Annotated in this window: 21 protein-coding genes; 16 read left to right on the top strand and 5 right to left on the bottom strand. The window is 48.3% G+C overall.

Going from position 1 to position 22,224, the window contains the following annotated elements; all coding sequences use genetic code 11:
* Positions 1–3 precede the first annotated feature (3 nt).
* Both EJL91_RS10390 and EJL91_RS10395 read left to right on the top strand, forming a co-directional pair.
* Positions 4–822, top strand: a complete 819-nt coding sequence (locus EJL91_RS10390) for a DUF6282 family protein (protein WP_125141858.1) — start codon at positions 4–6, stop codon at positions 820–822.
* A 139-nt stretch (positions 823–961) separates the two neighbouring features.
* Positions 962–1,876 (top strand): LysR family transcriptional regulator, encoded by a 915-nt coding sequence (locus EJL91_RS10395; RefSeq protein WP_125141859.1) that lies wholly within the window; start codon positions 962–964, stop codon positions 1,874–1,876.
* 49 nt (positions 1,877–1,925) lie between these two features.
* On the opposite strand, the gene EJL91_RS10400 is transcribed toward EJL91_RS10395, so the two are convergent.
* The gene (locus EJL91_RS10400) at positions 1,926–3,197 is read right to left on the bottom strand and encodes an L-cysteine desulfidase family protein (RefSeq protein WP_125141860.1); all 1,272 of its coding nucleotides are present in this window, start codon (positions 3,195–3,197) and stop codon (positions 1,926–1,928) included.
* A 99-nt stretch (positions 3,198–3,296) separates the two neighbouring features.
* Between EJL91_RS10400 and EJL91_RS10405 the strand changes: the two genes are divergently transcribed.
* Positions 3,297–4,235 (top strand): LysR family transcriptional regulator, encoded by a 939-nt coding sequence (locus EJL91_RS10405; protein ID WP_125141861.1) that lies wholly within the window; start codon positions 3,297–3,299, stop codon positions 4,233–4,235.
* Positions 4,236–4,337: 102 nt separating this feature from the next.
* On the opposite strand, the gene EJL91_RS10410 is transcribed toward EJL91_RS10405, so the two are convergent.
* Positions 4,338–5,336, bottom strand: a complete 999-nt coding sequence (locus tag EJL91_RS10410; protein ID WP_125141862.1) for a uroporphyrinogen decarboxylase family protein — start codon at positions 5,334–5,336, stop codon at positions 4,338–4,340.
* A 683-nt stretch (positions 5,337–6,019) separates the two neighbouring features.
* Here EJL91_RS10410 and EJL91_RS10415 point away from each other — a divergent pair.
* The 6 genes from EJL91_RS10415 to EJL91_RS10440 all read left to right on the top strand — a co-directional run bounded on the left by EJL91_RS10415 (position 6,020) and on the right by EJL91_RS10440 (position 10,752).
* A complete protein-coding gene (locus EJL91_RS10415; RefSeq protein WP_125141863.1) occupies positions 6,020–7,063 on the top strand; it encodes a Bug family tripartite tricarboxylate transporter substrate binding protein in 1,044 nt (347 codons plus the stop codon).
* Positions 7,064–7,102: 39 nt separating this feature from the next.
* On the top strand, positions 7,103–7,573 hold the full coding sequence (locus EJL91_RS10420) for a tripartite tricarboxylate transporter TctB family protein (RefSeq protein WP_125141864.1): 471 nt from the start codon (positions 7,103–7,105) through the stop codon (positions 7,571–7,573).
* A gap of 18 nt (positions 7,574–7,591) precedes the next feature.
* Positions 7,592–9,106: a tripartite tricarboxylate transporter permease gene (locus tag EJL91_RS10425; protein ID WP_125141865.1), complete on the top strand. Its 1,515-nt coding sequence runs from the start codon at positions 7,592–7,594 to the stop codon at positions 9,104–9,106.
* Positions 9,107–9,403: 297 nt separating this feature from the next.
* Complete coding sequence (locus EJL91_RS10430; RefSeq protein ID WP_341466985.1) at positions 9,404–9,769, top strand: Fur family transcriptional regulator; 366 nt, start codon at positions 9,404–9,406, stop codon at positions 9,767–9,769.
* Positions 9,770–9,826: 57 nt separating this feature from the next.
* Positions 9,827–10,393, top strand: coding sequence for a 6-carboxytetrahydropterin synthase (locus tag EJL91_RS10435; RefSeq protein WP_125141867.1), 567 nt, complete (start codon positions 9,827–9,829; stop codon positions 10,391–10,393).
* 179 nt (positions 10,394–10,572) lie between these two features.
* Complete coding sequence (locus tag EJL91_RS10440) at positions 10,573–10,752, top strand: hypothetical protein (RefSeq protein ID WP_164516808.1); 180 nt, start codon at positions 10,573–10,575, stop codon at positions 10,750–10,752.
* A gap of 43 nt (positions 10,753–10,795) precedes the next feature.
* On the opposite strand, the gene EJL91_RS10445 is transcribed toward EJL91_RS10440, so the two are convergent.
* Positions 10,796–11,281, bottom strand: a complete 486-nt coding sequence (locus EJL91_RS10445; protein ID WP_125141868.1) for a GNAT family N-acetyltransferase — start codon at positions 11,279–11,281, stop codon at positions 10,796–10,798.
* Between the two features lie 169 nt (positions 11,282–11,450).
* Between EJL91_RS10445 and trxA the strand changes: the two genes are divergently transcribed.
* Complete coding sequence (trxA, locus tag EJL91_RS10450; protein ID WP_125141869.1) at positions 11,451–11,762, top strand: thioredoxin; 312 nt, start codon at positions 11,451–11,453, stop codon at positions 11,760–11,762.
* Positions 11,763–11,910: 148 nt separating this feature from the next.
* Here the strand turns inward: trxA and EJL91_RS10455 are convergent, their stop codons facing one another.
* Positions 11,911–12,588: a Crp/Fnr family transcriptional regulator gene (locus EJL91_RS10455; RefSeq protein WP_125141870.1), complete on the bottom strand. Its 678-nt coding sequence runs from the start codon at positions 12,586–12,588 to the stop codon at positions 11,911–11,913.
* A gap of 71 nt (positions 12,589–12,659) precedes the next feature.
* On the bottom strand, positions 12,660–13,898 hold the full coding sequence (locus EJL91_RS10460; RefSeq protein ID WP_125141871.1) for a 6-phosphofructokinase: 1,239 nt from the start codon (positions 13,896–13,898) through the stop codon (positions 12,660–12,662).
* Positions 13,899–14,265: 367 nt separating this feature from the next.
* Here EJL91_RS10460 and EJL91_RS10465 point away from each other — a divergent pair, with 367 nt between their 5' ends.
* From EJL91_RS10465 to EJL91_RS10490, 6 genes are all read left to right on the top strand, one after another.
* On the top strand, positions 14,266–14,955 hold the full coding sequence (locus EJL91_RS10465) for a GntR family transcriptional regulator (protein ID WP_125141872.1): 690 nt from the start codon (positions 14,266–14,268) through the stop codon (positions 14,953–14,955).
* 89 nt (positions 14,956–15,044) lie between these two features.
* Positions 15,045–16,016, top strand: a complete 972-nt coding sequence (locus EJL91_RS10470) for an aminopeptidase (protein ID WP_125141873.1) — start codon at positions 15,045–15,047, stop codon at positions 16,014–16,016.
* Positions 16,017–16,184: 168 nt separating this feature from the next.
* The gene (gene gltS, locus EJL91_RS10475; protein WP_125141874.1) at positions 16,185–17,384 is read left to right on the top strand and encodes a sodium/glutamate symporter; all 1,200 of its coding nucleotides are present in this window, start codon (positions 16,185–16,187) and stop codon (positions 17,382–17,384) included.
* Between the two features lie 145 nt (positions 17,385–17,529).
* On the top strand, positions 17,530–18,453 hold the full coding sequence (locus tag EJL91_RS10480) for a nucleotidyltransferase family protein (protein WP_125141875.1): 924 nt from the start codon (positions 17,530–17,532) through the stop codon (positions 18,451–18,453).
* Positions 18,454–18,579: 126 nt separating this feature from the next.
* Positions 18,580–19,305 carry a hypothetical protein gene (locus EJL91_RS10485; RefSeq protein WP_125141876.1) on the top strand — a complete coding sequence of 242 codons (726 nt, stop codon included), beginning with the start codon at positions 18,580–18,582 and terminating at the stop codon, positions 19,303–19,305.
* Positions 19,306–19,605: 300 nt separating this feature from the next.
* Positions 19,606–22,089: a hypothetical protein gene (locus EJL91_RS10490; RefSeq protein WP_125141877.1), complete on the top strand. Its 2,484-nt coding sequence runs from the start codon at positions 19,606–19,608 to the stop codon at positions 22,087–22,089.
* Positions 22,090–22,224: the final 135 nt, after the last annotated feature.

Consider the following 22,224-nt stretch of genomic DNA (forward strand, 5'->3'; position numbering starts at 1 on the left):
GGCATGGCGGAGAGAAATATTTTAAAGGGTGTGACGGAGCTTCATGTTCATCCATCACCCGACATACAGCCGAGAAAATTCACGGATTTGGAACTGGCGGAGCAGATGAAGGCGGCTGGAGCTGCGGCCGTCGTTCTGAAATCCCATACATTTCCTACAATGGCCCGGGCGGAAGCTGCGTCAAGGGCGGCGGATTTTCCCGTGTTCGGTTCCATCACCCTCAATGATGAGGTGGGGGGATTCAACCCGGTGGCAGTGGAAACAGCCCTGAACCTGGGGGCTAAAACGGTATGGATGCCTACAAAGAGCGCGGAGAACCACAGGAAATATTTTAACCTGCCGGGCGGCCTGAATGCTCTGGAAGGGGGCAGGGTGAGGGAGGAACTGGAATCTATTCTGCGCATGATTGCGGACAGGGATGTCATCCTGTCTATGGGGCACCTGTCATTTCAGGAGCAGAGGGCCGTTATTGTAAGGGCCAGGGAACTGGGGGTTAAGAAAATCATGATCGATCACCCGGAACTGTCTCTGACAAGGCTCACGGTCCCCGAACAGAAATGTCTTCAGGAATACGGTGTTTACTTCCTGCGCTGCGCGGTTTATCTGGATTTGAGCCGGTCGTACGGGGATGTGCTTTATAACCTTTTGGAACTTGGGTGTTCCGATACGGTGCTCTCTACGGACGGCGGCAATTTTGGACTTCCGGACTGGCCTGAACTGATGGAAGAATATCTTCTGTATCTTCTGCGCCATGGGGTTACGGAGGAAGAACTAGGTTTGATGGCAAAGGACAATCCGGCCGGTCTGCTGAATCTGATATGATAAAATTATAGTGATACAATGAAAAGTGCGCTGCAGGAAATTTTCGTTGTCAATCAATAAAAGAGGCAAGGTATCTGTAAACCTTATAACGGTTTATGGGATGCCCTGCCTTTCCGTGCCGGGAGGGGGAAGCTAGATTATGACATTAAAGGAACTGAAATACATAGTGGCAATTGCTGAGGAAAAGAGCATATCACGCGCGTCCGAAAGGCTGTATGTATCGCAGCCGTATTTGAGCCAGTGTCTGATGCGGATTGAACGCCAGCATGATATGCCGCTGTTTAAAAGGACGCAGAGTGGTCTTGTACTGACTTTTGCGGGGGAACAGTATGTGGAAACTGCAAGAAAAATTGTGAAGCTCTACAATGATTTTGAAACGGGATTGTGCGAGATTAGCAATATGAGAAAAGGCCGTCTTACGATCGGTTCAACCATTCATCTGGGGTCCATTGTTTTTTCAACAATTCTGCCGGTTTTCAGGGAACTGTATCCTAATATTGAGATAAGAATAGAGGAGGGGCCATCGCAAAAGATAGAAGAATATATTATGGCTTCAAAGGTGGATATCGGTCTGCTTCACTGTCCGCTGAAGGATAACGCCATATCCTGTGTCCCGATCTGTGAGAACAATTTTGTTGCGGTGCTGCCGAAAGAGAGTCCACTGCAGGTGCATTTTTATGAAAAGGAGGGGAGCCCGTTTCCGTTCATTGATCCGAGGCGGCTTGCAGGAGAAAAATTCGTTCTGGCTTATCCCTATCAGAGGGTCAGGCAGATTGCGGATCAGATACTCACCGCGGCGGGAATTAACCCCGCCGCATACCTGGAGACCAGCAGCGTCCAGACCGCGATGTGCCTGTCGGCCGTGGGACTTGGAATTTCCTTTATGCCGGAAAACTATATTTCTCTGTTCAACTGTCCGGTGGAGCCGCAGTTCTGCCGGATGGAAGAGGAGTTTGGGGCAAAGTGGACTATGGCGGTTGCCTACGATGCAAGGGATACACTGAGCGGTCCGGCGAAAGAATTTATCAGGCTTATGAGGTCGAATATGGGATAAATGTGGGCCATCCGCAGTATAAATCGGCTGTGCATGGGACATTCTGGATTTAGTTCTCCAGCATGATGTTCAATATTTCAATATCCGTGGCCCTCATCCCTTCACGGCCCATACGGCCTATACTCTGGATGGTATCCTCCACATTTTCCTTCACAAGGCCTTCACCCGGCTGGAATACGCGTCTGTTTTTACTTAAGTGGAATGCGGTGAGGGCACAGTCTACGGCTGATGCAATTTTTGCGGCACAGGATGGTTTCGCGCCGTCACACACCATTCCGCCGATGGTGGCGATGGTATCGGTAATAATGCCGCAGATCTCGTCATAGGTGGCTCCCAGCATATAGGCAATGCCGACGCCGCTTCCGCATGCCGCGCTGACCGCTCCGCAGTAGGCGGACAGACTGCCGATGTATTTTTTCTGATGCAGGGAAATCAGATTTCCGGCCACAAGGGCACGGTATAGTCCTTCATCGGAAATATGATATTCCTTTGCATATTCGATAATCGGAAGAGAAACCGTCATACCCTGGTTTCCGCTTCCCGAATTGATGACAACCGGCAGCGGGCATCCGCTCATTCTGGCATCGGAACCGGCAGCGGCGGCCGCCTTAGCCCGGATAGCGACATCGCCTCCGAATGTGTCGAGAAGCGTGCGGCCGACCTGGGCGCCCCATGGGTTATTCAGGCCTTCGCGGGAAATGGCGGTATTGCATTCGATCTGGCGGGAAATCACCTCACTGATGTCACTGAGATCCACACAGTCCGCAAATTCCAGAATATCTTTGACATTCAGCAGGGATTTATCAGGTCCGGCGGACTCTTCGGAGCACGACTCGGAGGCGCTGTAGAGCACTTCGCCGTTTTTGACGATCTTCGTGATATTGCTGTGATAATCTCGTATTTCTACGGTGGCTGATTCTTCCCCGGCAAAGGCCGTAATAACAATATAGAGGTTTTCCACGCCTTCAATCAGCCCGCATTCACAGAATCCCTTCCTGACGAGAGACTGGGTTGTTTCAATCTGCTCCGGCGTGATATCTTCGAGCACGGCAAGGATACGGTCGACGTTGCCGCCTACGATGCCCAGGGTTGCGGCCGTGTCGATTCCCTTCATGCCGCCGGAGTTGGGAACGGTTACTCCCTTTACGTTTTTGACGATGTTACCGCTGCAGAGAATCTCGCAGCGATCTGGCATTTGCCCCAGAACCTTTCTCACCTTGGCGCCCGCATAGGCGATGGCGATTGGTTCTGTGCAGCCCAGAGCCACAACGAGTTCATTTTTTAAAATTGAGACATAAGTGTCGTAAGTATTCCGGTTCATAGTTACTTATCCTTTCTAGATTAGCTTGTCAGATAAACCTTGCAATTTCTACCATGCCCCCGTATAATTTTACCTGAGAGAAAGGGAGGAGCTGAGGTTATGAATTTCCTGAATTTGAAATATTTTATTGTGACGGCGGAAGAGATGAACTTCACAAAGGCGGCAAAACGCCTTTTTATATCGCAGCAGTCACTCAGCAATCATATTGCAAAGCTGGAAGATTACTTCGGCGTCCAGCTCTTTGACAGAAACACACCTCTTACACTGACCGATGCGGGGGAAAGTCTTTTGAAGAGCGCCCGCAAAATTCTGAATGTGAAGCAGGAGGCGGAGCTGGAACTGCAGGATATCCGCGACTTCCGCAGCGCGGTTCTTACAATCGGCGTGCCAAATACGAGAGGCTCGGTGATTCTGCCACCGCTTCTGATGCGATTCAGGAGCGAGTTCCCGCAGGTACAGATACGTCTGGTGGAGGGAACTTCCAATGAGATTACCGATGCCCTGTATAAAGGCGATGTGGATTTTACCATTGGTTTTGAGCTGGATGCGCCCGACCGGATTCGAACAGAGGTGCTTCACGAGGAGCACACTCTAATCGTGGTGCCCGACAACATCCTGAGAGAATATTTTTCCGAGGAGGAGCAGAAGGAGATTCTAAGCAGGAAACTCCTGCCCATCCAGGTTTTTGCCCGGTGCCCCTTTATTAAGATGAAACACTCCAACTGGATTGGCGAGATATTTGAAAGCAGCTGCAGGGAGGGAAATATGACTCCTATTGTGATTCTGGAAACGGTCAATATTATGACAATGGTCTCCATGTGCAGGGCCGGGGGAGGCATTATCATCTGCCCCAGCGTCTTTGTGGAGGACAAACGGCCGGTTTTCGGCAATGTGAAAGAGGAACCAATCCATACGTTTATCCTTGATTTCCCCAATGCCCACAAGATGATCGCCATCAACTATCTGAAGAATAAATACCAGACCAAAGCGGCCAGAGAATTTATTGAAATGACGAAGGTAATGCTGGCCCGTCCATAGCAGGATTCAAAATACTGCGCCGTCTGCGGGAATTTCCGTGGCGGCGCAGTGTTTATTGAGTGGCAATGAAAAGTTCGCAAAGCCTGCTTTTCGTTGTTTGGTTTAATACATTCTCTCTTCCACGTATTCTTTTACTCTCTTCACATAAGTCAGCATATCGTCATCCAGCGGATACCGGATTACGCAGCCGGGAGTCAGAATCTGATGAAGTCCCTTTAATGTCTTGAAGCTCTCATAAATCTGGTTCTGTATCTCGTTCTTATGGCCATTCGTAATATCCATACGTTTTAAGCCGCCCATCAGGCATTTTCCCGTCATGAGGAAGGCCTCATCCAGTTCCGGAAGTGTCTCTCCGGCATGCCAGTTGAATACGGAAACAGGATAATCTTTTAAAATATCGAACATGATATTATTGCCGTGGGCATGGATCGTGTTGAACCAGCCATCCTTTGCGGCCTCCAGAACCTTTAAGTCATAAGGTTTTCCATATTCCATATATTCTTCGGCTGTCATTGAATCGTAGGTGCTCATCTGGGAGGCAAAAAACACACCGTCGGCTCCCAGCCGGATTGCCTCGGCGGCCAGGGCCATGGTTGTCTCTGTGATAACATCCAGGGCTTTTTTTACGAGGTCTCCGTGGCCTTCCCTGATATGGGAAAGCATTGTTTTGCCGGAAATCTTATCGGCTGTGGTTATGGGGCTGAAGACAGTGAACAGGACGGGAACCTCCTCACCTTTGACCTTGTCAAGAAGCAGCTTTAAGGAGGTCAGTTCCCTGGAAAGACTGCCTTCTGTACAGGGACATGGTTTCAATTTTAACCAGTCGGATGCCTCTTTCACAGGGGTGCCGGTGACTTTTGCCACTCCGCCCTTAGCGATTTCGGAATAATCTACGGTGCATCCAAAATCCTCGATCGGGTACATGCCGTTATTCATGGTCTTGATGAAATCCACATCATATGTTTTGTAGAATTCATACGTTTTTTCCGCCAGAAGGGCGGGGTCCAGGTCAATACCGGGAAGGTGGGTCCACAGGGAGTACGGCAGTTTGTCGGGCTTTGTCCCCTTTACAGCAGCCTGGATTCGTTCACGCTTTGTCATAATTCAACCTCCAATGTTATATGTATGCATTTTTATTAATAGTCGGTAAATCGCTTTCGGTAATTTCAGTATAAGAAGCCGGGGAGTAAAATGTCCAACAGGTTTTTTTGTAAATGCAACAGCTAAAAGACTGTTACGTGAGAAAGGGAATATAAAAGAAAACTAAATTTGATAAAATATTCGGAAATTTCTTAATATTGGAAGAAGAAAATCAATTATTTATCTTGTAATTTGTGCGATAATTTGATATGAAAGTAAAAAAGCTTTTACGACTCCAAAAGATGTGATGTTGAAAAGGGTCGCAATACGACGATGGAAAATAAATACCACAACCTTTTGACTGTTGATATAAAGAGAAAAGCTGTTGGTAAAAATGATTAGGATATAATATGATTGATTTAAAAATAAGGCAAAATTGAACAAAAGAAAGCGAGATTTAATCACGGCCGGACGAAGCTGAAAAATAGCGTGAAACCGTACGTGAATTGAAATAATATTTGTAACTGTTCAAAGGGTAGTGTCCTGCGAGCTGTTTTGACGGATTTCGACATGAAAATCCGGGTTTTTCCTGTACAGAACAGATTATTATGGGGATTTCTGTACAACGCAGGACGGCAGCTGGGAAGGAACTGAATAGTCACTAATATTTATACATTTATATACCAGAAAGGAAAGGGAAAATTATGAAGAAGACTACTAAGAATTTATTGGCGCTTGCAATGGCGGCCGTTATGCCGCTTACATTGGCGGGATGCTCGGGAAGCCAGGGAGCGGACGAGCCGAAGACAGAGGCACAGCAGGGCGGGGAAGCAGAAAGCCCGAAGAAAGCAAAAGGCGAGTGGCCCTCAGAGACGATTACGCTGGTCTGCCCGTTCTCGGCAGGCGGCGGTACCGATATCGGAGCACGCAATATGGCGACGGCTCTTACTAAGGCATTGGGTGTTAACGTGGTAGTGGAAAACCAGACTGGTTCCGGCGGCTGGATTGCATGGACAGACCTGATTACCGGCGATTACAGCGACGGATATACGGTAGGCCTGATCAACCATAACTATGCGATGGGAGAACTGGATCCGGATAATCCACGAAAGTATAATCTCGATGATGTGCAGGTTCTTGCTAACCAGGCGGTTGATTACAACGTCATGGCAATCCGAAGCAACGACACGCGATTTACCGATATCAAGAGCTTTATTGAATATGCAAAATCAAATCCGGTCCTCGTTTCCGCCCAGGCTACCGGTATTACGGACGGCGATGCCACAACGGCAGAGTGGTTTAACAAGACCTTCGGGACCCAGATTACGGTAGTTCCGGTGGATGGGGCTTCCGACAGCCGCGGTATGTTCCTGGCAGGCGATACGGATGTATTCTTTGCCTCCATCTCCGACGTACAGAGCGCTTACCAGTCGGGTGAAATGAAAATTGCCTGCATTTTCTCAGAAGAACGCAGTGATTTCATGTCGGACGTACCTACGATAAAAGAGGCTACAGGCGAGGAATTCACCGCATTTGCGGCCCGCGGTTACTTCTATCCGAAGAATGTGGATCCGGAGATTGTTTCCAAGATGACGGAAGCCATGTTAAAGGCAATGGAAGACCAGGAATATATCGACAACATGGCGGCTCTCGGCCTCCAGCTTGACAATACTTCGGGAGAAGCCTTTGCGGAACTGCTTGAAAGCCAGGTGGAGACACGTAAAGAAATCTGGGGAGCAGCCGAATAAAACAAGGTTATCTTATTTATAGAAAAGGAGTCTATCCATATGAGTAAGAAGTATCATAGAGATGTGTGGGTAGGTCTGGTTCTGCTTCTGTTCTGCGCTGCCGTGCTTTTTAACGCAGTGAGGATTGCAGGACAGGCGGCCTACCTGCCGGTCGCACTGACCGTATTAATGGCTTTGTGCGCAGTCTTCATTATATTAAAGGGGCTTCGCCTGACAAAAGAGCAGATGGGGGAATACCACTATCCGCTGACGGTGAAGGAAAGCAAATATGCATTCCTGTTCATGTTTTTTATCTTTATCTATTACCTGGGATTCCGCTATATTACATATTGGATTGCCACCCCGATATTTATGATTTTCACTCAAAAATATCTGAAACTGAAGTCGTTCAAGGTTAACCTGCTGATCACAGTGCTGTATATCATCCTCGCTTATATTGTGTTCGTGATTATTCTGCACCTTCCTATCTATAAAATAGGTATACTGGGCCGGTTTTTCCGCTATCTGTAATAAGGAAGGAGAATATAAATGTTAGAATACTTATCTATCGCGCTGTCTTCATTCCTGTCGATTGAGGTTATCATCGCACTTATAGTCGGCGTTGTGGGCGGCATGGTTATTGGAATTATTCCGGGTCTCGGACCTTCCGTAGGTATTGCCCTGCTTCTCCCGATCTCCTTTTCCATGAGTCCGACGGCGGCCCTGGTTATGATGACGGCCATGTATACGACCGGAGTTTACGGAGGTTCTATTACAGCCGTTCTCTGCCATACTCCGGGTACTGCTGCATCCGCCGCCACTACCATGGATGGTTATGAGATGACCAAACAGGGGCGGGGCATGGAAGCGATATCGGTTGTTACGGTAGCGTCCGTTCTCGGTGGAATCATCGGAGCGGTTTGTCTGATTCTCTTTGCTCCGGCTCTGGGAAAAATCAGTTTAATGTTCTCTACGTTGGAGTATTTCCTGGTGGCCTGCTTCGGCGTGCTCGTAGTTGCCGGTCTGACCGGTGAAAACCAGGCAAAAGGTATCTTTGCCGCACTGCTTGGTCTTCTGATTGGATGTATCGGCATGGACTCCATCAGCGGTGTCTCCAGGTTCACCTTTGGCCAGTTGTGGCTGGAGGACGGCCTCGATTCAACACCGATTCTGATAGGACTGTTTTCTATCTCACAGGTACTAGTATTAGTGGAAAAACTGATGCGTGGCACCGGATCCACCATTGTGGAGGATCCCAGCGCCGGTCTTCAGGGAAAACGCTGGAGAAAGGGCAACACAAAGAAACTGGCGCCCACTATGCTCCGCAGCTCGGTCATCGGCTCCTTTATCGGATTTATTCCGGCTGCCGGCTGTTCCATCGCGGCCTGGATCAGCTACAGTATTGCAAAACGTACCTCTAAAAACCCGGAGGAGTACGGAAAAGGTTCCATCGTTGGAATCGCAGCCTCCGAAGCGGCCAACAATGCGGCCTGCGGCGGCGCCATGATTCCTCTTTTCACACTGGGAATTCCGGGAAGCCCTGTTACCGCTATCCTGTACGGCGCCCTGCTGATGCATGGACTGCAGCCGGGCAGTGACCTCTTTATCGGTTCCAAGGCTCCGACGACCTACGCTATCTTCCTCGGTTTCCTGTTCGCCAATATTTTAATGGGAATTATCGGCGTATCCATGGCAAAACATATGGCCCGAATCTGTCTGGTGCCAAACTCTGTACTGGTTCCGATTATTGTGGCGCTGGCCAGCATCGGTACCTATGCATTGAGCAACAGCATGTATGAGGTTGTGATAATGCTGGTGTTCGGCCTGCTAGGTTATTTAATGAAGATTTACGGTTTTGAACCCGCTCCGCTGGTGCTCGGCGTAGTTCTGGCCGATATCCTGGAGTCTAATTTCAGACGTACCCTGATTATCGCAGCCACAAAGGGCGGCCTGGTGCCGTACTTCTTCTCCAGACCTATCGCAATTGCCATCGTTGTCGTAATTCTTGGCTTTGCACTGGTTCCGGTATTCAGAAAGTTCCAGGTGAAGAAAGCGGCGGCATAGAAAAGGAATTAATTGATATAATTTCATACATCTCCTATACCCACATATTAAAAAACGTCCTGTCCGGCCGGTTACGGTTTGGCAGGGCGTTTTTTAATCACAATTGCATTGCAGACGCGACGATCCCATCCCCGTCCGCCATCCTACAAAGGTATCCTCGCACCTCGCATCTCACTTACCCCCTCACCTTATACAGAACTATCGCCCAAAATCAACATAATTTTCAGAAATCTATTGACATAACTGGAAATTTATGTTAATTTAGATTTAGAATAATTCTAAATTAGGAGAAAAATAATGAGGTACGGACAAAGCATATTGAAAATTATCAATAGCTCTCATGAACACATGACGGCGGAGCAAGTCTTTTTCGCACTGAAGGAACATTTCCCCGCTGTCGTTATTGCGACGGTATATAATAATCTGAACAGCCTTTACCGGCAGGGCAGAATCCGGAAAATCAGCGTTGAAGGACAACCCGACCGCTATGACAGAATTACACGGCATGACCATCTGGTTTGCTGCCGATGCGGAAAGCTGTCTGATATTTTTCTTTCGGATTTAACTGCCGACCTGGAGAAGCAGGTCGGTTTCCAAATTGAAGCTTACGATTTGAAGATTCAATATCTGTGTCCGGAATGTAAGAAGAAAGAGCCGTCTTAACCATGTGCGTATGCGGGCGCGGATTCCCGTAAAAATATAATACCAGGAGGATTACATATGAGAAGTATAACAACATTAGATTTGCAATATGCTCACAGATTTTTTGGATTTAAGGGTGAAGCACAGTATCTGCACGGCCATACGGGCATCCTGACCATTGAGGTGGAAGATACCGTTGAACCAGGTGTAAATATGGTTTTCCCATGCAATGAAATTCAAAAGACCGCCTGGGCCGTTTTGAAGAATTTCGATCATGCACTGATTTTAAGGGAAGACGATCCTTTGCTGCCTGCCATTCTTGAAGTGTATGAAAAACAGGGCATCCGTGACGGCGCCCCCAACAATCAGATGAAGGGCCCGGCGTTCAAAACCGAGCTTGCGACAGCATATCCGGAATGCCGTCTTGTGGTTACAAAAGAAACCATGACGGTTGAGGGCATGATTAAAATTGTTTATGACCTGCTTAAGGATAAACTGAATATTGCAAAAATCACCTTTACCAGCGGCGTGAATGCAGCTTCCGCAGAGTTTACGACAAAGAATCAGATCGATCGCTGTCCTCTGTGCGGCATTGCCCTGAATGAAAATGGTGTTTGTCCGAAGTGTGGATATAAGAAGAACTAAGTATAACTTAAGAAGAATTAAGTATAACTAAGAAGAACTACAGCCAAAAACAGCGGGTTTTGAACAGCCTGTTGTTTTTGGCGTTTCAATAAAATTAAGAGAGCTGCAGTCCATATTTTCAATAAAATTCCAGCATATTAATTACCCCATTTTCACAAAATAATAGCGGGGTGATTAAAATGATCGATAACCATGAACTTCCTATCGGCTTTACTATGGAACTGGCACAGCATTCAGATATCCTGAACCGCTTTGCCGCCCTGTCTCACGATGAGCAGGAGCGTTATATTGACGGTTCCAGAGATGTAGAGAGCCGACAGGAAATGAAGAATTACGTGGAAAATATGTTCCGCGGTTAAAGGGCCGGATGCGCGAAATATTCGGGCCGTGTTTAAAGAAATATCAGGTTTCTGCCATTTCAAGCAGTGTTTTTCCGCTGATTCGGTAAGAGGTCCACTCATCCATCGGCTGAGCGCCCATGGAAAGGTAGAAATCGATGCTCGGCTGGTTCCAGTCGAGGCACCACCATTCCAGACGGCCGCAGCCTCTCTCCACGGCTGTGGCCGCCAGTTTTTTGAACAGGGCTTTCCCGCAGCCTTTTCCCCGGTACTGGGGAAGGACGAAGAGATCCTCCAGGTAGATTCCGGCTCTTCCGAGAAACGTTGAAAAATTGTGGAAAAATAGGGCAAAGCCAATCGGTGTGCCGTTCTCTTCCGCAAACAGGACTTCGGCTTTCCCTTTATCAAAGATCCATTCCTCCAGTAGTTCTTCCGTGGCAATGACCTCGTTGGCCATCTTTTCGTACTCGGCCAGAGCTTTGATAAAATAGAGAATCAGACCGGTATCCTCCCTCTGTGCACTGCGGAATTTAAGCTGCGGGTTATCCATAATTCGTACCTCCGTAAATGATAATGAAAAAAAATTGAATCTGCACAGCATTTGTGACTAAGTCACAGATAAAGCGCATTTTTATGTTTATAATACAGTCATCGAAGTGATAAGTCTACAGTAACTTAGAACATAGCGGTAATTTTTAAATGAAAGGAAATGATCAATCATGGCAGACGTAAAAGAACTGACAACACAGAATTTTGATAAAGAAATACTTGGCGCAGAGGGAGGCAGCATCCTGGTGGATTTCTGGGCAACATGGTGCGGACCATGCAGAATGCAGGGACCGGCAGTGGAGAAACTGGCAGTGGCCGGTTATAATGTAGGAAAGGTCAATATCGACGAGCAGCCGGAGCTGGCGGAAAAGTTCCAGGTTATGAGCATTCCTACTCTGATCGTATTTAAAGATGGCAAAATTAAAGAAAAAATGGTTGGTTTACAGTCCATTCAGACCCTGGAAAAAGCCCTGAAGGCATAACAGGCCGCAGCAGGCAGAAGAATATATCAAATGTATTGTTTTAAGGCAATATAGCATAAAGAAAAATAAAAAATGAAACATAATAAAAAGGGAAAGCGATGCCAGTGACGCCGCTTTCCCTTTCTATAGGCCCGGACTCTGGATAGGTTCAGGCCGAGATAATCTCATAGAGCTGTTTCCGGTCCAGGATGTTGATGGTGCCTCTGGATACTTCAATACAGCCGCTCTTTGCAAGAAGCTTTAAATTGCGGCTCACCGCCTCCCGGGCGCTTCCGATGGCCTTTGCCATCTGTTCCTGGGTGAGGGTGAGGGTTGTGGAGTGCTGGGCGACGGACTCATCGATCAGGAACACGGCAATTCTCTGTTGAAGATTCAGGAAAAACATCCTCTCAACCGCGGAGATGACATCTGAAAAACGTTCAGTCATCAGTTTGTAGGCAAAATTCTCTACATAAATATTACGCTTCATCAGCGTCTGGAAAACAGCGCTGGGGATCAACAGTACATCACATTCGGTTTCTGCTTCAATCTGAACATCAAAGGTAATGACGGAAAGGACGCAGGATGCGGAAAGAATGCAGATGCTGCCTTCTCTGATCCTGAACATGGTGGTCTCTTTTCCTTCGTCGGAAAGTAGAAACGTACGGAGGATTCCCTGACGGATAATCAGGGCTCCAAGGCAATTGGATTCACCCGAGTGGACGGACTGGCCTGCCTCATAATGAAGCGGATGCAGGTTGCCGCAAATCAGGTCTTTATCGTCATCGGAGATATGTTCCCAGAAGGGCAGGTTTTTTAAGTATAGGGTTACATCGTTTGACGTCATACAAATACCTCTGATTTCTTAAGCGGTGGAAGGTATAGAACTGATACCTTTCACCGCTTTCTGTTTAAAAATTAATTATTTTTCTTATGATACAGGTAGCGCGGAATTCCGTCCACCATTACGGGCGAAACATCCCCCTGGATTAATGGGCGTACATAGCTGATAAATTCTTCGGTCACATAGGTGCCGTCCTTGTTAATCCAATCCCTTGGAACGGTTTTTTCCACATTTGAAACTTTGTGTACATTGCGCAGTTCCGTGGTGCACTGGTACGGGTCGTCGGAGATTCTCTTCAATATAACCATCTCTCCGGTGTCACCCTCATCAGCGGCTTTGACTGCGGCGCCGCCAACCTGGAAAGCCTCCAGGATATCAATACGTGAAGCCAGATGGGAAGCCGCCCTCTGCAGGGAACTGAGTTCGATGCTGCGGGTCTTGCAGCCGATCTCCTGTGCAAGTCGCCGGGCCAGGTAGTTGGCGGTCCCGGTCAGCTGTTTGTGGCCGAAGGCGTCTACAAACTCGACTCCGTCGGTCAGCTCGCATACATAGCGGCCGTCCTCCAGGCGGATGCCCTCGGATACAGCGGCCACGACGAAAGATTTCTTCTTAAGGAGGTTCTTTACTCGCTCCAGGAAATCTTCAATATCAAAAGCAACCTCAGGCAGATAGATTAAATCCGGTCCCTCGCAGTCCTCGCCTTCGGACAGCGCGGCGGAGCCGGTCAGCCATCCTGCATTCCTGCCCATTACTTCAATGATGGTCACGAGACCCTTGCTGTAAACCAGCGCGCTGCTGTCCTGGATGATTTCCTTGGTGGATGTGCCGATATATTTGGCGGCGCTGCCATAGCCGGGCGTGTGATCGGTAAGAGCAAGATCGTTGTCAATTGTCTTTGGGACACCGACGAATTTCGTCGGGTATCCTTTGATGATTGCATAGTCGGACAACTTCTTAATCGTGTCCATGGAGTCATTGCCGCCTATGTAAATAAAACATTCTATGTTCAGTTTATCGAGGATTTCGAAAATCTTCTCATAGGATTCAATATTTTCATGGATCTCAGGAAGTTTATAGCGGCAGGAGCCAAGGTAGGCAGCCGGTGTTCTCTTTAACAGTTCTACGTCCAGATCGGTCTGGATATGCTCAGATAAATCAATATACTTTTCGTTTAATAAACCTTCAATGCCATGCAGCATCCCGTATACCTTAGGAGCCCCTCTGTCGATGGCAGTCCGGAATACACCGGCGAGACTGGAATTAATGGCAGCGGTAGGCCCGCCTGACTGGCCGACAATTACATTACCTTTCATATGATACCCCTCCAAACTTTTATTGGTAACGGTAAGCTGTGTAAAGAGCATACAGGCTCCCGTTTATAACGGTAGAAAATCGTATGTCTATATTTTTACCGTTATAAAATTATTATATCAGTTTTATCATAGTACAACAAGAAAAAGTAGGGGAATATTGCTTTTAATGACAAACTTCATTATAATAAAATCACATGAAAAATGAGATTAACAGTTTCTGAGGGAAAGGGAAGCCGGTAGAATAAACGGAAGAGAATTCTGACAGAAAGAAAACAAATAGAAAAAATAACAGAAAAGTATTGACATGGGTGAAGAGATATTATATTCTATAGAATATAGAAAACCTTTCCCATGGATGGGAGAGATCATGCAGATTAATGAATTGCCAATCGTAGGGAAGATGCCTTTGAGTGAAAAAGTATACAGGATTCTGGTCCAGTCAATTGTCAGCGGAGAACTTCCTCCGGGGACAAAACTTCAGGAAAAACACATTGCAAAACAGATGGAAGTCAGTGCAACCCCGGTCCGGGAGGCTTTTAAAAAACTGGTCGGTGACGGTTTTATTGAGATAGTCCCATACTGCGGCGCTGTTGTGAAGGAACTGGACGAGGAGGAGATCCGGGAGGCTTATCACTGCCGGGAAGCGCTGGAGAAGATGGCGCTGGAAGATGCAATCGGCCGGTTTGACGAGAATACCTTAAACCAGCTCTTTGATATCATCGAGAAAGAGAAGAATACAGAAGATATTCTGGAGGTATCAAGGATTAATAAGAGCTTTCATAATGTGATTTATCTGACAGCAGACAACACGATGCTCTGCCGTCTGCTCGACATGCTGAATACGGTTATCTCACGGGATATGAAGTATTCCGCCAGCGACGGGAAGCGGAGAAATGAGATTTATCATGAGCATGTTGCGATAGCCGAGGCGATCCGGGATCACGATCTGGAGAGGGCGCAGAAGGCAATGGTGACCCATATCCGCAATGGCCAGAAATACATAGAGGGACGACGCCCGGTATACGGAGATTCCGGTTCCCGGGAGCAGGAAAACTAAAAAAAGAAGGAGACTTCTTTTTTTTACTAATATATATTCTATAGAATATAGAATATAGAATAAAATTAATAATAAGGAGGATATACAGGATGAAGAAAATTTTAATGGCAAGAGGGGCGGACAAAGTGGTGAGCACCTGTGTCAAAGTGCAGCCGGGCGAAGAGGTGGTAATTATCACGGAGGAATCCAAACTGAGTATCGCCGAGGCGGTGGCGGCCGCTGTTTACCGCGTTGGGGCGCAGCCTATACTTACGGTGATGGAGCCGAGGGAGCAGGACAGCCAGGAGCCGCCTAAGACGGTGGCGGCGGCTATGAAGTCCAGCGACGCATTTATCTCCGTTGTAGGTAAATCCATCACACACACCAATGCGGTAAAAGATGCGGTCCAGAACGGTTCCCGGGGCGTCGTCCTGACACAGTTCAGTGAGGAGATGATGATTCACGGCGGCATCGAGTGCGATTTTGAGGAAGCCAAGGTGGTATGCAAGGCCATGGCGGAGGCTCTGGCCGGTTCTCAGGAAATTGTACTGACGACGGCAGCAGGTACAAATCTGCGTTATTCGGCAGCAGGACGAAGAGGAAACTCCCTCTATTGTATGGTAGAGAAGGGTCAGTTTTCCACGATACCGACGGTGGAGGCAAATGTGTCCCCGCTGGAAGGAACGGCCAATGGCGTGATCGTGGCGGATGCCAGCATCCCATATATCGGTATCGGCGTTCTGGATGAACCGGTCCGTCTTACGGTGGAAAACGGATTTATCACCTCGATTGAGGGCGGAAAACAGGCCGGTATGCTGAAAGCCGATCTGGCGGCGAAAAATGATCCCAATGTATATAACATTGCAGAGATGGGAGTGGGGCTGAACCCACAGTGCCGTTTCATGGGATTTATGCTGGAAGACGAGGGTGTCTACGGGTCGGCTCATATAGGAATTGGAACGAGCATCACACTCGGGGGAGTTGTGAAGGCATCCTGCCACTACGATCTCATCATGAAGGATGCGACGATTGTGGCCGATGGAAAGACTCTGATGGAAGCGGGAAGGGCGCTGGTAATCTGAGTCGTTTAACAGGGGAAATTAACACACGGTCCGAAAAGAAATTCGGCTGATTTGACGCGTAATTATTGTTATTATGGGAAATAGCAGATAAAGCTTCAGGCGGGAGGATTACAGGGAGTATTGAGGCGGAAAAGCTTTACCTGAACAGAAGGTCAGGAGGAATGAACTATGACAATTGGATTAAATGTATATCATACCATAGCAATCGCAGTCGTTATATTAATCTTGGGCGAGGCAATCCGTAAGCGGGTCGCGCTTTTACAGAAATATTGCATCCCCGTACCGGTAGTCGGCGGTCTGATATGTACGGTTTTGATTCTTATCGGCCACGAGACAGGTGCGTTTGAGATAAAGTTTGACATGGCGTTTAAAGATTTTTTTATGCTGCTGTTCTATTCGGGAATTGGGTTTACAGCCAGCTGGAAGCTGTTAAAAAAGGGAGGACCGCAGGTTATCATTTTTCTGATTATCTCTTCCGTAGTCGTAGTATTGCAGAATCTGCTGGGAGTCGGCCTGTCCAAAGTAATGGGCATTGATCCGCTGGTAGGCCTTGCTACAGGTTCAATCCCGATGACAGGGGGACACGGAACATCGGCGGCTTTTGCACCTGTTCTGGAAGGGGCGGGTCTTGCAAACGCCAACACGATTTCCCTGGCGGCGGCCACATTCGGCCTGGTGGCAGGAAGCCTGATTGGCGGACCGACGGGACGTTTCCTGATCGAACACTACCATTTAAAAAGCTCCGATGCGGCCAGCGTTGCCGTAAAACTGGACGACAGTGAACTTGGAAAATCAGCAAACGGATCCAGTGAACGCGCACTGACTGTAGGCGCATACCAGCTCCTGATCGCCGTTTCACTGGGCTGCCTTGTTTCGGATTTACTCGCTAAAACCGGCCTTTCGTTCCCTGCCTCGGTAGGAGGCATGACGGCAGCGGCTATCATCAGAAACATTGCCGACAACACGGATCATTTAAAACTGCGCCTGCCGGAAATTTCAATTATCAGCAATATATCACTCCTTATATTCTTGGCGCTGTCGATGATGACTCTGCAGTTGTGGCAGCTCGCAGATCTTGCAATTCCAATGCTCGTTCTGCTCCTGGCCCAGACCATCCTGATGTTCGCCTGTGCTGTATTCATTACATTTAAGTTCATGGGTAAAACATATGACGCCGCTATGATTGCGGTCGGCCACTGCGGTTTCGGACTCGGTGCCGTTCCGACAGCTATGGCTAATATGCAGTCGGTAGAAGAAAAATACGGCACATCGCCGGATGCCTTCTTTATCGTACCGCTGGTAGGCAGCCTGTTTATTAACCTCATTAATACATTTGTAATTACCGGTTTTGTGAATTTTTTGAAGTAGAAATTTCATTCCGGGTAAAAGCAAAGGCCGCGGCATCCTCTCCCACGCTATAGCCGTCCCCAGCTAACATCCTGATTGCAGAACCCTCCCCCATGTGCTATACTGTTATGCAGTTATCAAGGAAACACATATGAGGAGAAGAGAAATGAAAAAAACAGCGCTTGTGATCATGGCTGCCGGAATCGGAAGCCGTTTTGGAGGCGGAATTAAGCAGTTGGAGCCGGTAGGGCCTAACGGCGAGATTATTATGGATTATTCGATCCATGATGCACTTGAAGCCGGATTTGATCGGATTGTATTTGTTATCCGCCATGATCTGGAGGATGACTTCAGGGAAGTGATTGGTAACAGAATTGAAAAAATAGCTCCGGTTTCTTATGCATTCCAGGAACTGGACGATATACCTGCCGGATTTTCAGTGCCTGAGGGCAGGAAAAAGCCGTGGGGAACGGGCCAGGCGGTACTGAGTGTGCGTGACATCGTAAATGAGCCGTTTTTGGTGATTAATGCAGATGATTATTACGGCAAGGAAGTATTTAAAAAGATTCACGATTACATGATCTCTGAGATGGATGAGAATGCGCCTGTTTATGACGTCTGCATGGGCGGCTTTATTCTGGCCAACACATTGAGCGATAACGGCGGAGTTACCAGAGGGGTGTGCGAAGTAGGGGAAGACGGAGTCTTAAAGCGCGTTACAGAGACTTACAACATTGTTAAAACTCCGGACGGCCTGTCTGCGACCGACAAAGAGGGGAACCCGGTTACGGTCAGGGCGGATCAGCATGTCTCAATGAACATGTGGGGACTTACACCTGCGTTTATCAGAGAGCTTGACAGAGGTTTTCCTGCTTTCCTGCAGAACCTGAAAGAAGGTGACATTAAGTCTGAATACCTGCTTCCGACCCTTATCGACCAGATGATCAAGGACGGCCGTGTCAGAGTTACGGTGTTGGAAACTCAGGATCACTGGTTCGGCGTAACATACAAAGAGGACAAAGCAGGGGTTGCGGAGTCTATCAGGGCGCTGATCGGCCAGGGTGTTTATCCGGAAAAGCTGTTTGACTGATTGACCGGAGAAATCGCGGCGGAAATAAAAGAAAATCCCCGGATTGGGGAAGCAATATAGAAACTTTGGAAAAATCCTGCATATGATACCATATAACTTCATGCCAGAAGGAGGAATGGGAATCAGATGCAGGATTTTTCGTATGAAAGATTGAGAGCGCAGGAAGCAGCCTTGGAGCCCTACATACTGTACCGCAAGGATCAGGCTGTTCAGGCGGAGCGAAGTGGAAGGATCCGGGACTTTGAGTATTTTAAGAGTATGTTTCCCGACAGAGTCAAGACTTTGCAAATGTACGTGGAAGAGGTCTGCGATGAGATGGAATACGACGGAAGCCCGATTTATGATGAGTTTCCGGATCGAATTCTGATGGAGCAGATGATTCAGAAGATTGCAGATAGAGCATCAGCCACCGGCCAGGAGACGCAGCAGGCGGAAATGCCCTCGGAAGAGCTGGAACCGCCTCAAACCAGAACTGCGGATACGGCTCCGCGGGTTTCCTACGGCCCCGTTAACAGTGAGTACGGAGGCGGAGAAGGCTACGAGACTTGGGAAATGGAGGAGACCCAGATTCAGGAGATCGGGACGGAAAGACGTCCATGGGGACCGCCCCCACCCCCGCCGCGTCCATGGGGACCGCCGCCAGGTCCGGGTCCGTGGGGACCGCCACCGCCGCCGCCCCGTCCGTGGGGACCGCCGCCACCGCCGCCGCGTCCGTGGGGACCGCCGCCACCGCCTCCAGGCCCGTGGGGACCGCCTCCGCGTCCCAGAAATAACTTTCTGAATGATATTCTGGGAATCCTTCTGTTTAATGAGCTGCAGGGAAGGCGCTGCCGCAAAGGCAGGTGCAGGTAAATCTGAACGGGTGCCAAAAACGTGATAAAAACAGAATAAAAGGTAATGATAGTAGCAGGGAAGAAAAGGAAATCTTCCCTGCTTTTCTATGTTCCGGGCAAATGTTCCTGCAATACGGTTCCTGATCGACGGTGAAAAGTTTACAAAGCGCGGTTCATTGTTTCCACTTCCAGGTATTTCTGGAATTTGGATGTGGAATATGATATAATGTGCGCAATGCGGGCATGCGCTAACAGATAGAGTATTTGTAAAAACAGACTGAAACAATTGTTTAGTATTTCTATAGAAGGAACAGGAAGAATGAGAAAAACGATAAAGAAAGCGATAATTTTACTGGTAATATTCGTGGTGGCCCTGGCCGCCTATTTCATATGGTCTTCAAGAAAAGGGGAGGACGGCGCCGTTTACACGTCAATCGAGGATGCCAATCTTCCGGTCGTCTACATGGAGCTGTTTGGGAGCAGAATGAACTGTCTCTACGGTTTTATTGAGGACAAGCACACCAGCGCCGGACGAGGGGATCTGACGGTCCTTCCGCAGGATCGCCGACTTCCTATTACCTTTCAGGATGTGGATTCCAAGGTAAGGGGAATCCAGTATGAAATAAGGAGCCTGGACGGCGAACGCCTTGTAGAGAGGACAGTCCTGGAGGAGTGGACACAGGAAGGGACAGATGTGGGCGCCGTGCTTCCGATCCAGAATCTTTTGACGGCCAACGAAGAATATATGATGACAATCGCTATTTCCACCGAGGATCACCCGGCGGTTTATTATTATACCCGAGTAGTGTGGTCGGAGAACAATCATATGGAAGAGATGCTGACCCTGGCCAGGGAATTTTCCGATAAGACGTTCAGTTATGAAACGGCCAGGGATTTGACGACCTATCTTGAAACGGATTTAAACGCAGACAACAGTTCTCTTGGTGAGGTGACTCTGAAAAACAGCTTTACACAGCTGACATGGCGCGGTATGGAGATGAAGCGTGAGAGTGAAGCAGCCATCCATATTAAAGAGATGCAGGGCATCATGGGAATTATTGAGCTTAATTACGTAGCCAGTACGGCGGATGAGGACGGGGAACAGGAATATTTTGACGTGACTGAGAGTTTTACCATGAAATGGAATACTCAGAGAACGTACATGATGAACTATGACAGGCGTATGAACCAGATTTTTTCAGGAGACAGCAGCCTGTACTCAGATAAGCGCATTATGCTTGGAATTTCTGATTCCGATGAACTGCAGACCATGAGTGATCCTTCCGAAAAATACCGTGCCTTTGTTGCAAACCGTGCTCTGTGGTGCTACGATGCGGAAAAAGGAAGCAGCACGAAGGTTTTTGCGTTCAGAAAGAGTGAAGATGACCTGAGGACGAATTTTAACTCTTATGGCATCAAGATTCTTTCGGTGAGCGAAGAGGGAAATATCGACTTCCTCGTATATGGATATATGAACAGGGGTAATCATGAAGGAACGACGGGAGTGGCCCTTTACCGGTATGAGAGCGGGGACAATACGCTGACGGAACGCCTGTATCTGCCTTCCAGTGAAGATTACTGGAGCCTGCGCCAGGATATCGGCCGCCTGAGCTATTTAAGCAGCAATCAGACGCTGTACCTGCTGATGGATCACGCTGTTTACGGAGTGGAACTGTCCGGTAAGGAATATATGGTAGTGGCCGACGGCCTGACGGAGGAAAGCTTTGCCGTCAGCGCAGACGGCTCCAGGATTGCATGGCAGGATGGAGATGACATTTACAGCTCTGAGAAGTTAAATGTCATGGATTTGAAGACAGGCAAGAAGGATGAGATACGTTTCCAGGATCAGACGGTAATCCGTCTGGTGGGTTTTGTCGGCAGTGATTTGGTGTACGGGCTGGCAAATCCCGGTGAGAAACTGATGACGGACGGCCGCGTGACCGGACTTCCTCTTTATGCCCTTGAGATTGTAGGCTGCAATATGGAGACCGAGACGAGGTATGAACGTCAGGGACTTTACCTGACGGACGTACAGATACGTGACAGCCGCGTCCATATGACCAGAATGCGCAAATCGGGCAGTGACTATGAAATGGCGGACGAAGACACGCTTGTATGTAATGAGGAAGTGATTGCCGATCCATTGGCAGGAATAGGATACCTGGCAGATTCGGCAAAGGGGCGCCTGTATTTTGTGCAGCTGAATTCCCAGACAGCCAAATCCCGCAGCATCAGGGTCCATGTGCCGAAGAAAGCGGTTGCCGAGGAAAATAATGTCATAACGCTGACAGCAAACAGGCCGATGAACATCAGGCGTTATTATGCGTACGGCGGAGGCAGGATGAACGGCTCTTTCGTGGACTTCACGCAGGCGGTGCAGGCGGCTTATGATGATATGGGCCTTGTCACCGACCAGGATGGCCGGGTGTTCTGGGTGAGGGCGAACCGGAACGATGCCAGGACCATAAAGGATATACAGAATGAAGTAGCCGTGATTAAGCGGTATCTGGATGAAATGGCCCAGGGACTGGAAGAATCTTCGGACGGCGTACAGTTTGTAAACGCCAGGGGTTGTACCCTGAACCAGGTCCTGTATTTTGTTTTCCGCGGCCGCCCGGTAGTGGCCTACCTGGGTAATGGAAGCTATGGACTGATATACGGATATGATCAATACAACATTTCCTGCCTCTGGTTCCCGGGAACGGAATTCGCCTATATTGAGAAGATAGGACTGAATGACGCGGCGGCATTTTTCACAAATAACGGCGCCAATGACTTCATCGGATTCCTTCCGGCACAGTAACACTTGTAAAGGGCTGAAAACGTAAAAAAGCGGACGAAACCTTTACAAATCCTGACGATATGGTATAATCAGTAGAAAGCGATTGTTAGAAATTAAGAATTCTGTAACAATATACATTGTTTTTTAATATATATT

It is taken from the genome of Clostridium transplantifaecale (assembly GCF_900626075.1).
GTDB lineage: Bacteria > Bacillota > Clostridia > Lachnospirales > Lachnospiraceae > Otoolea > Otoolea transplantifaecalis.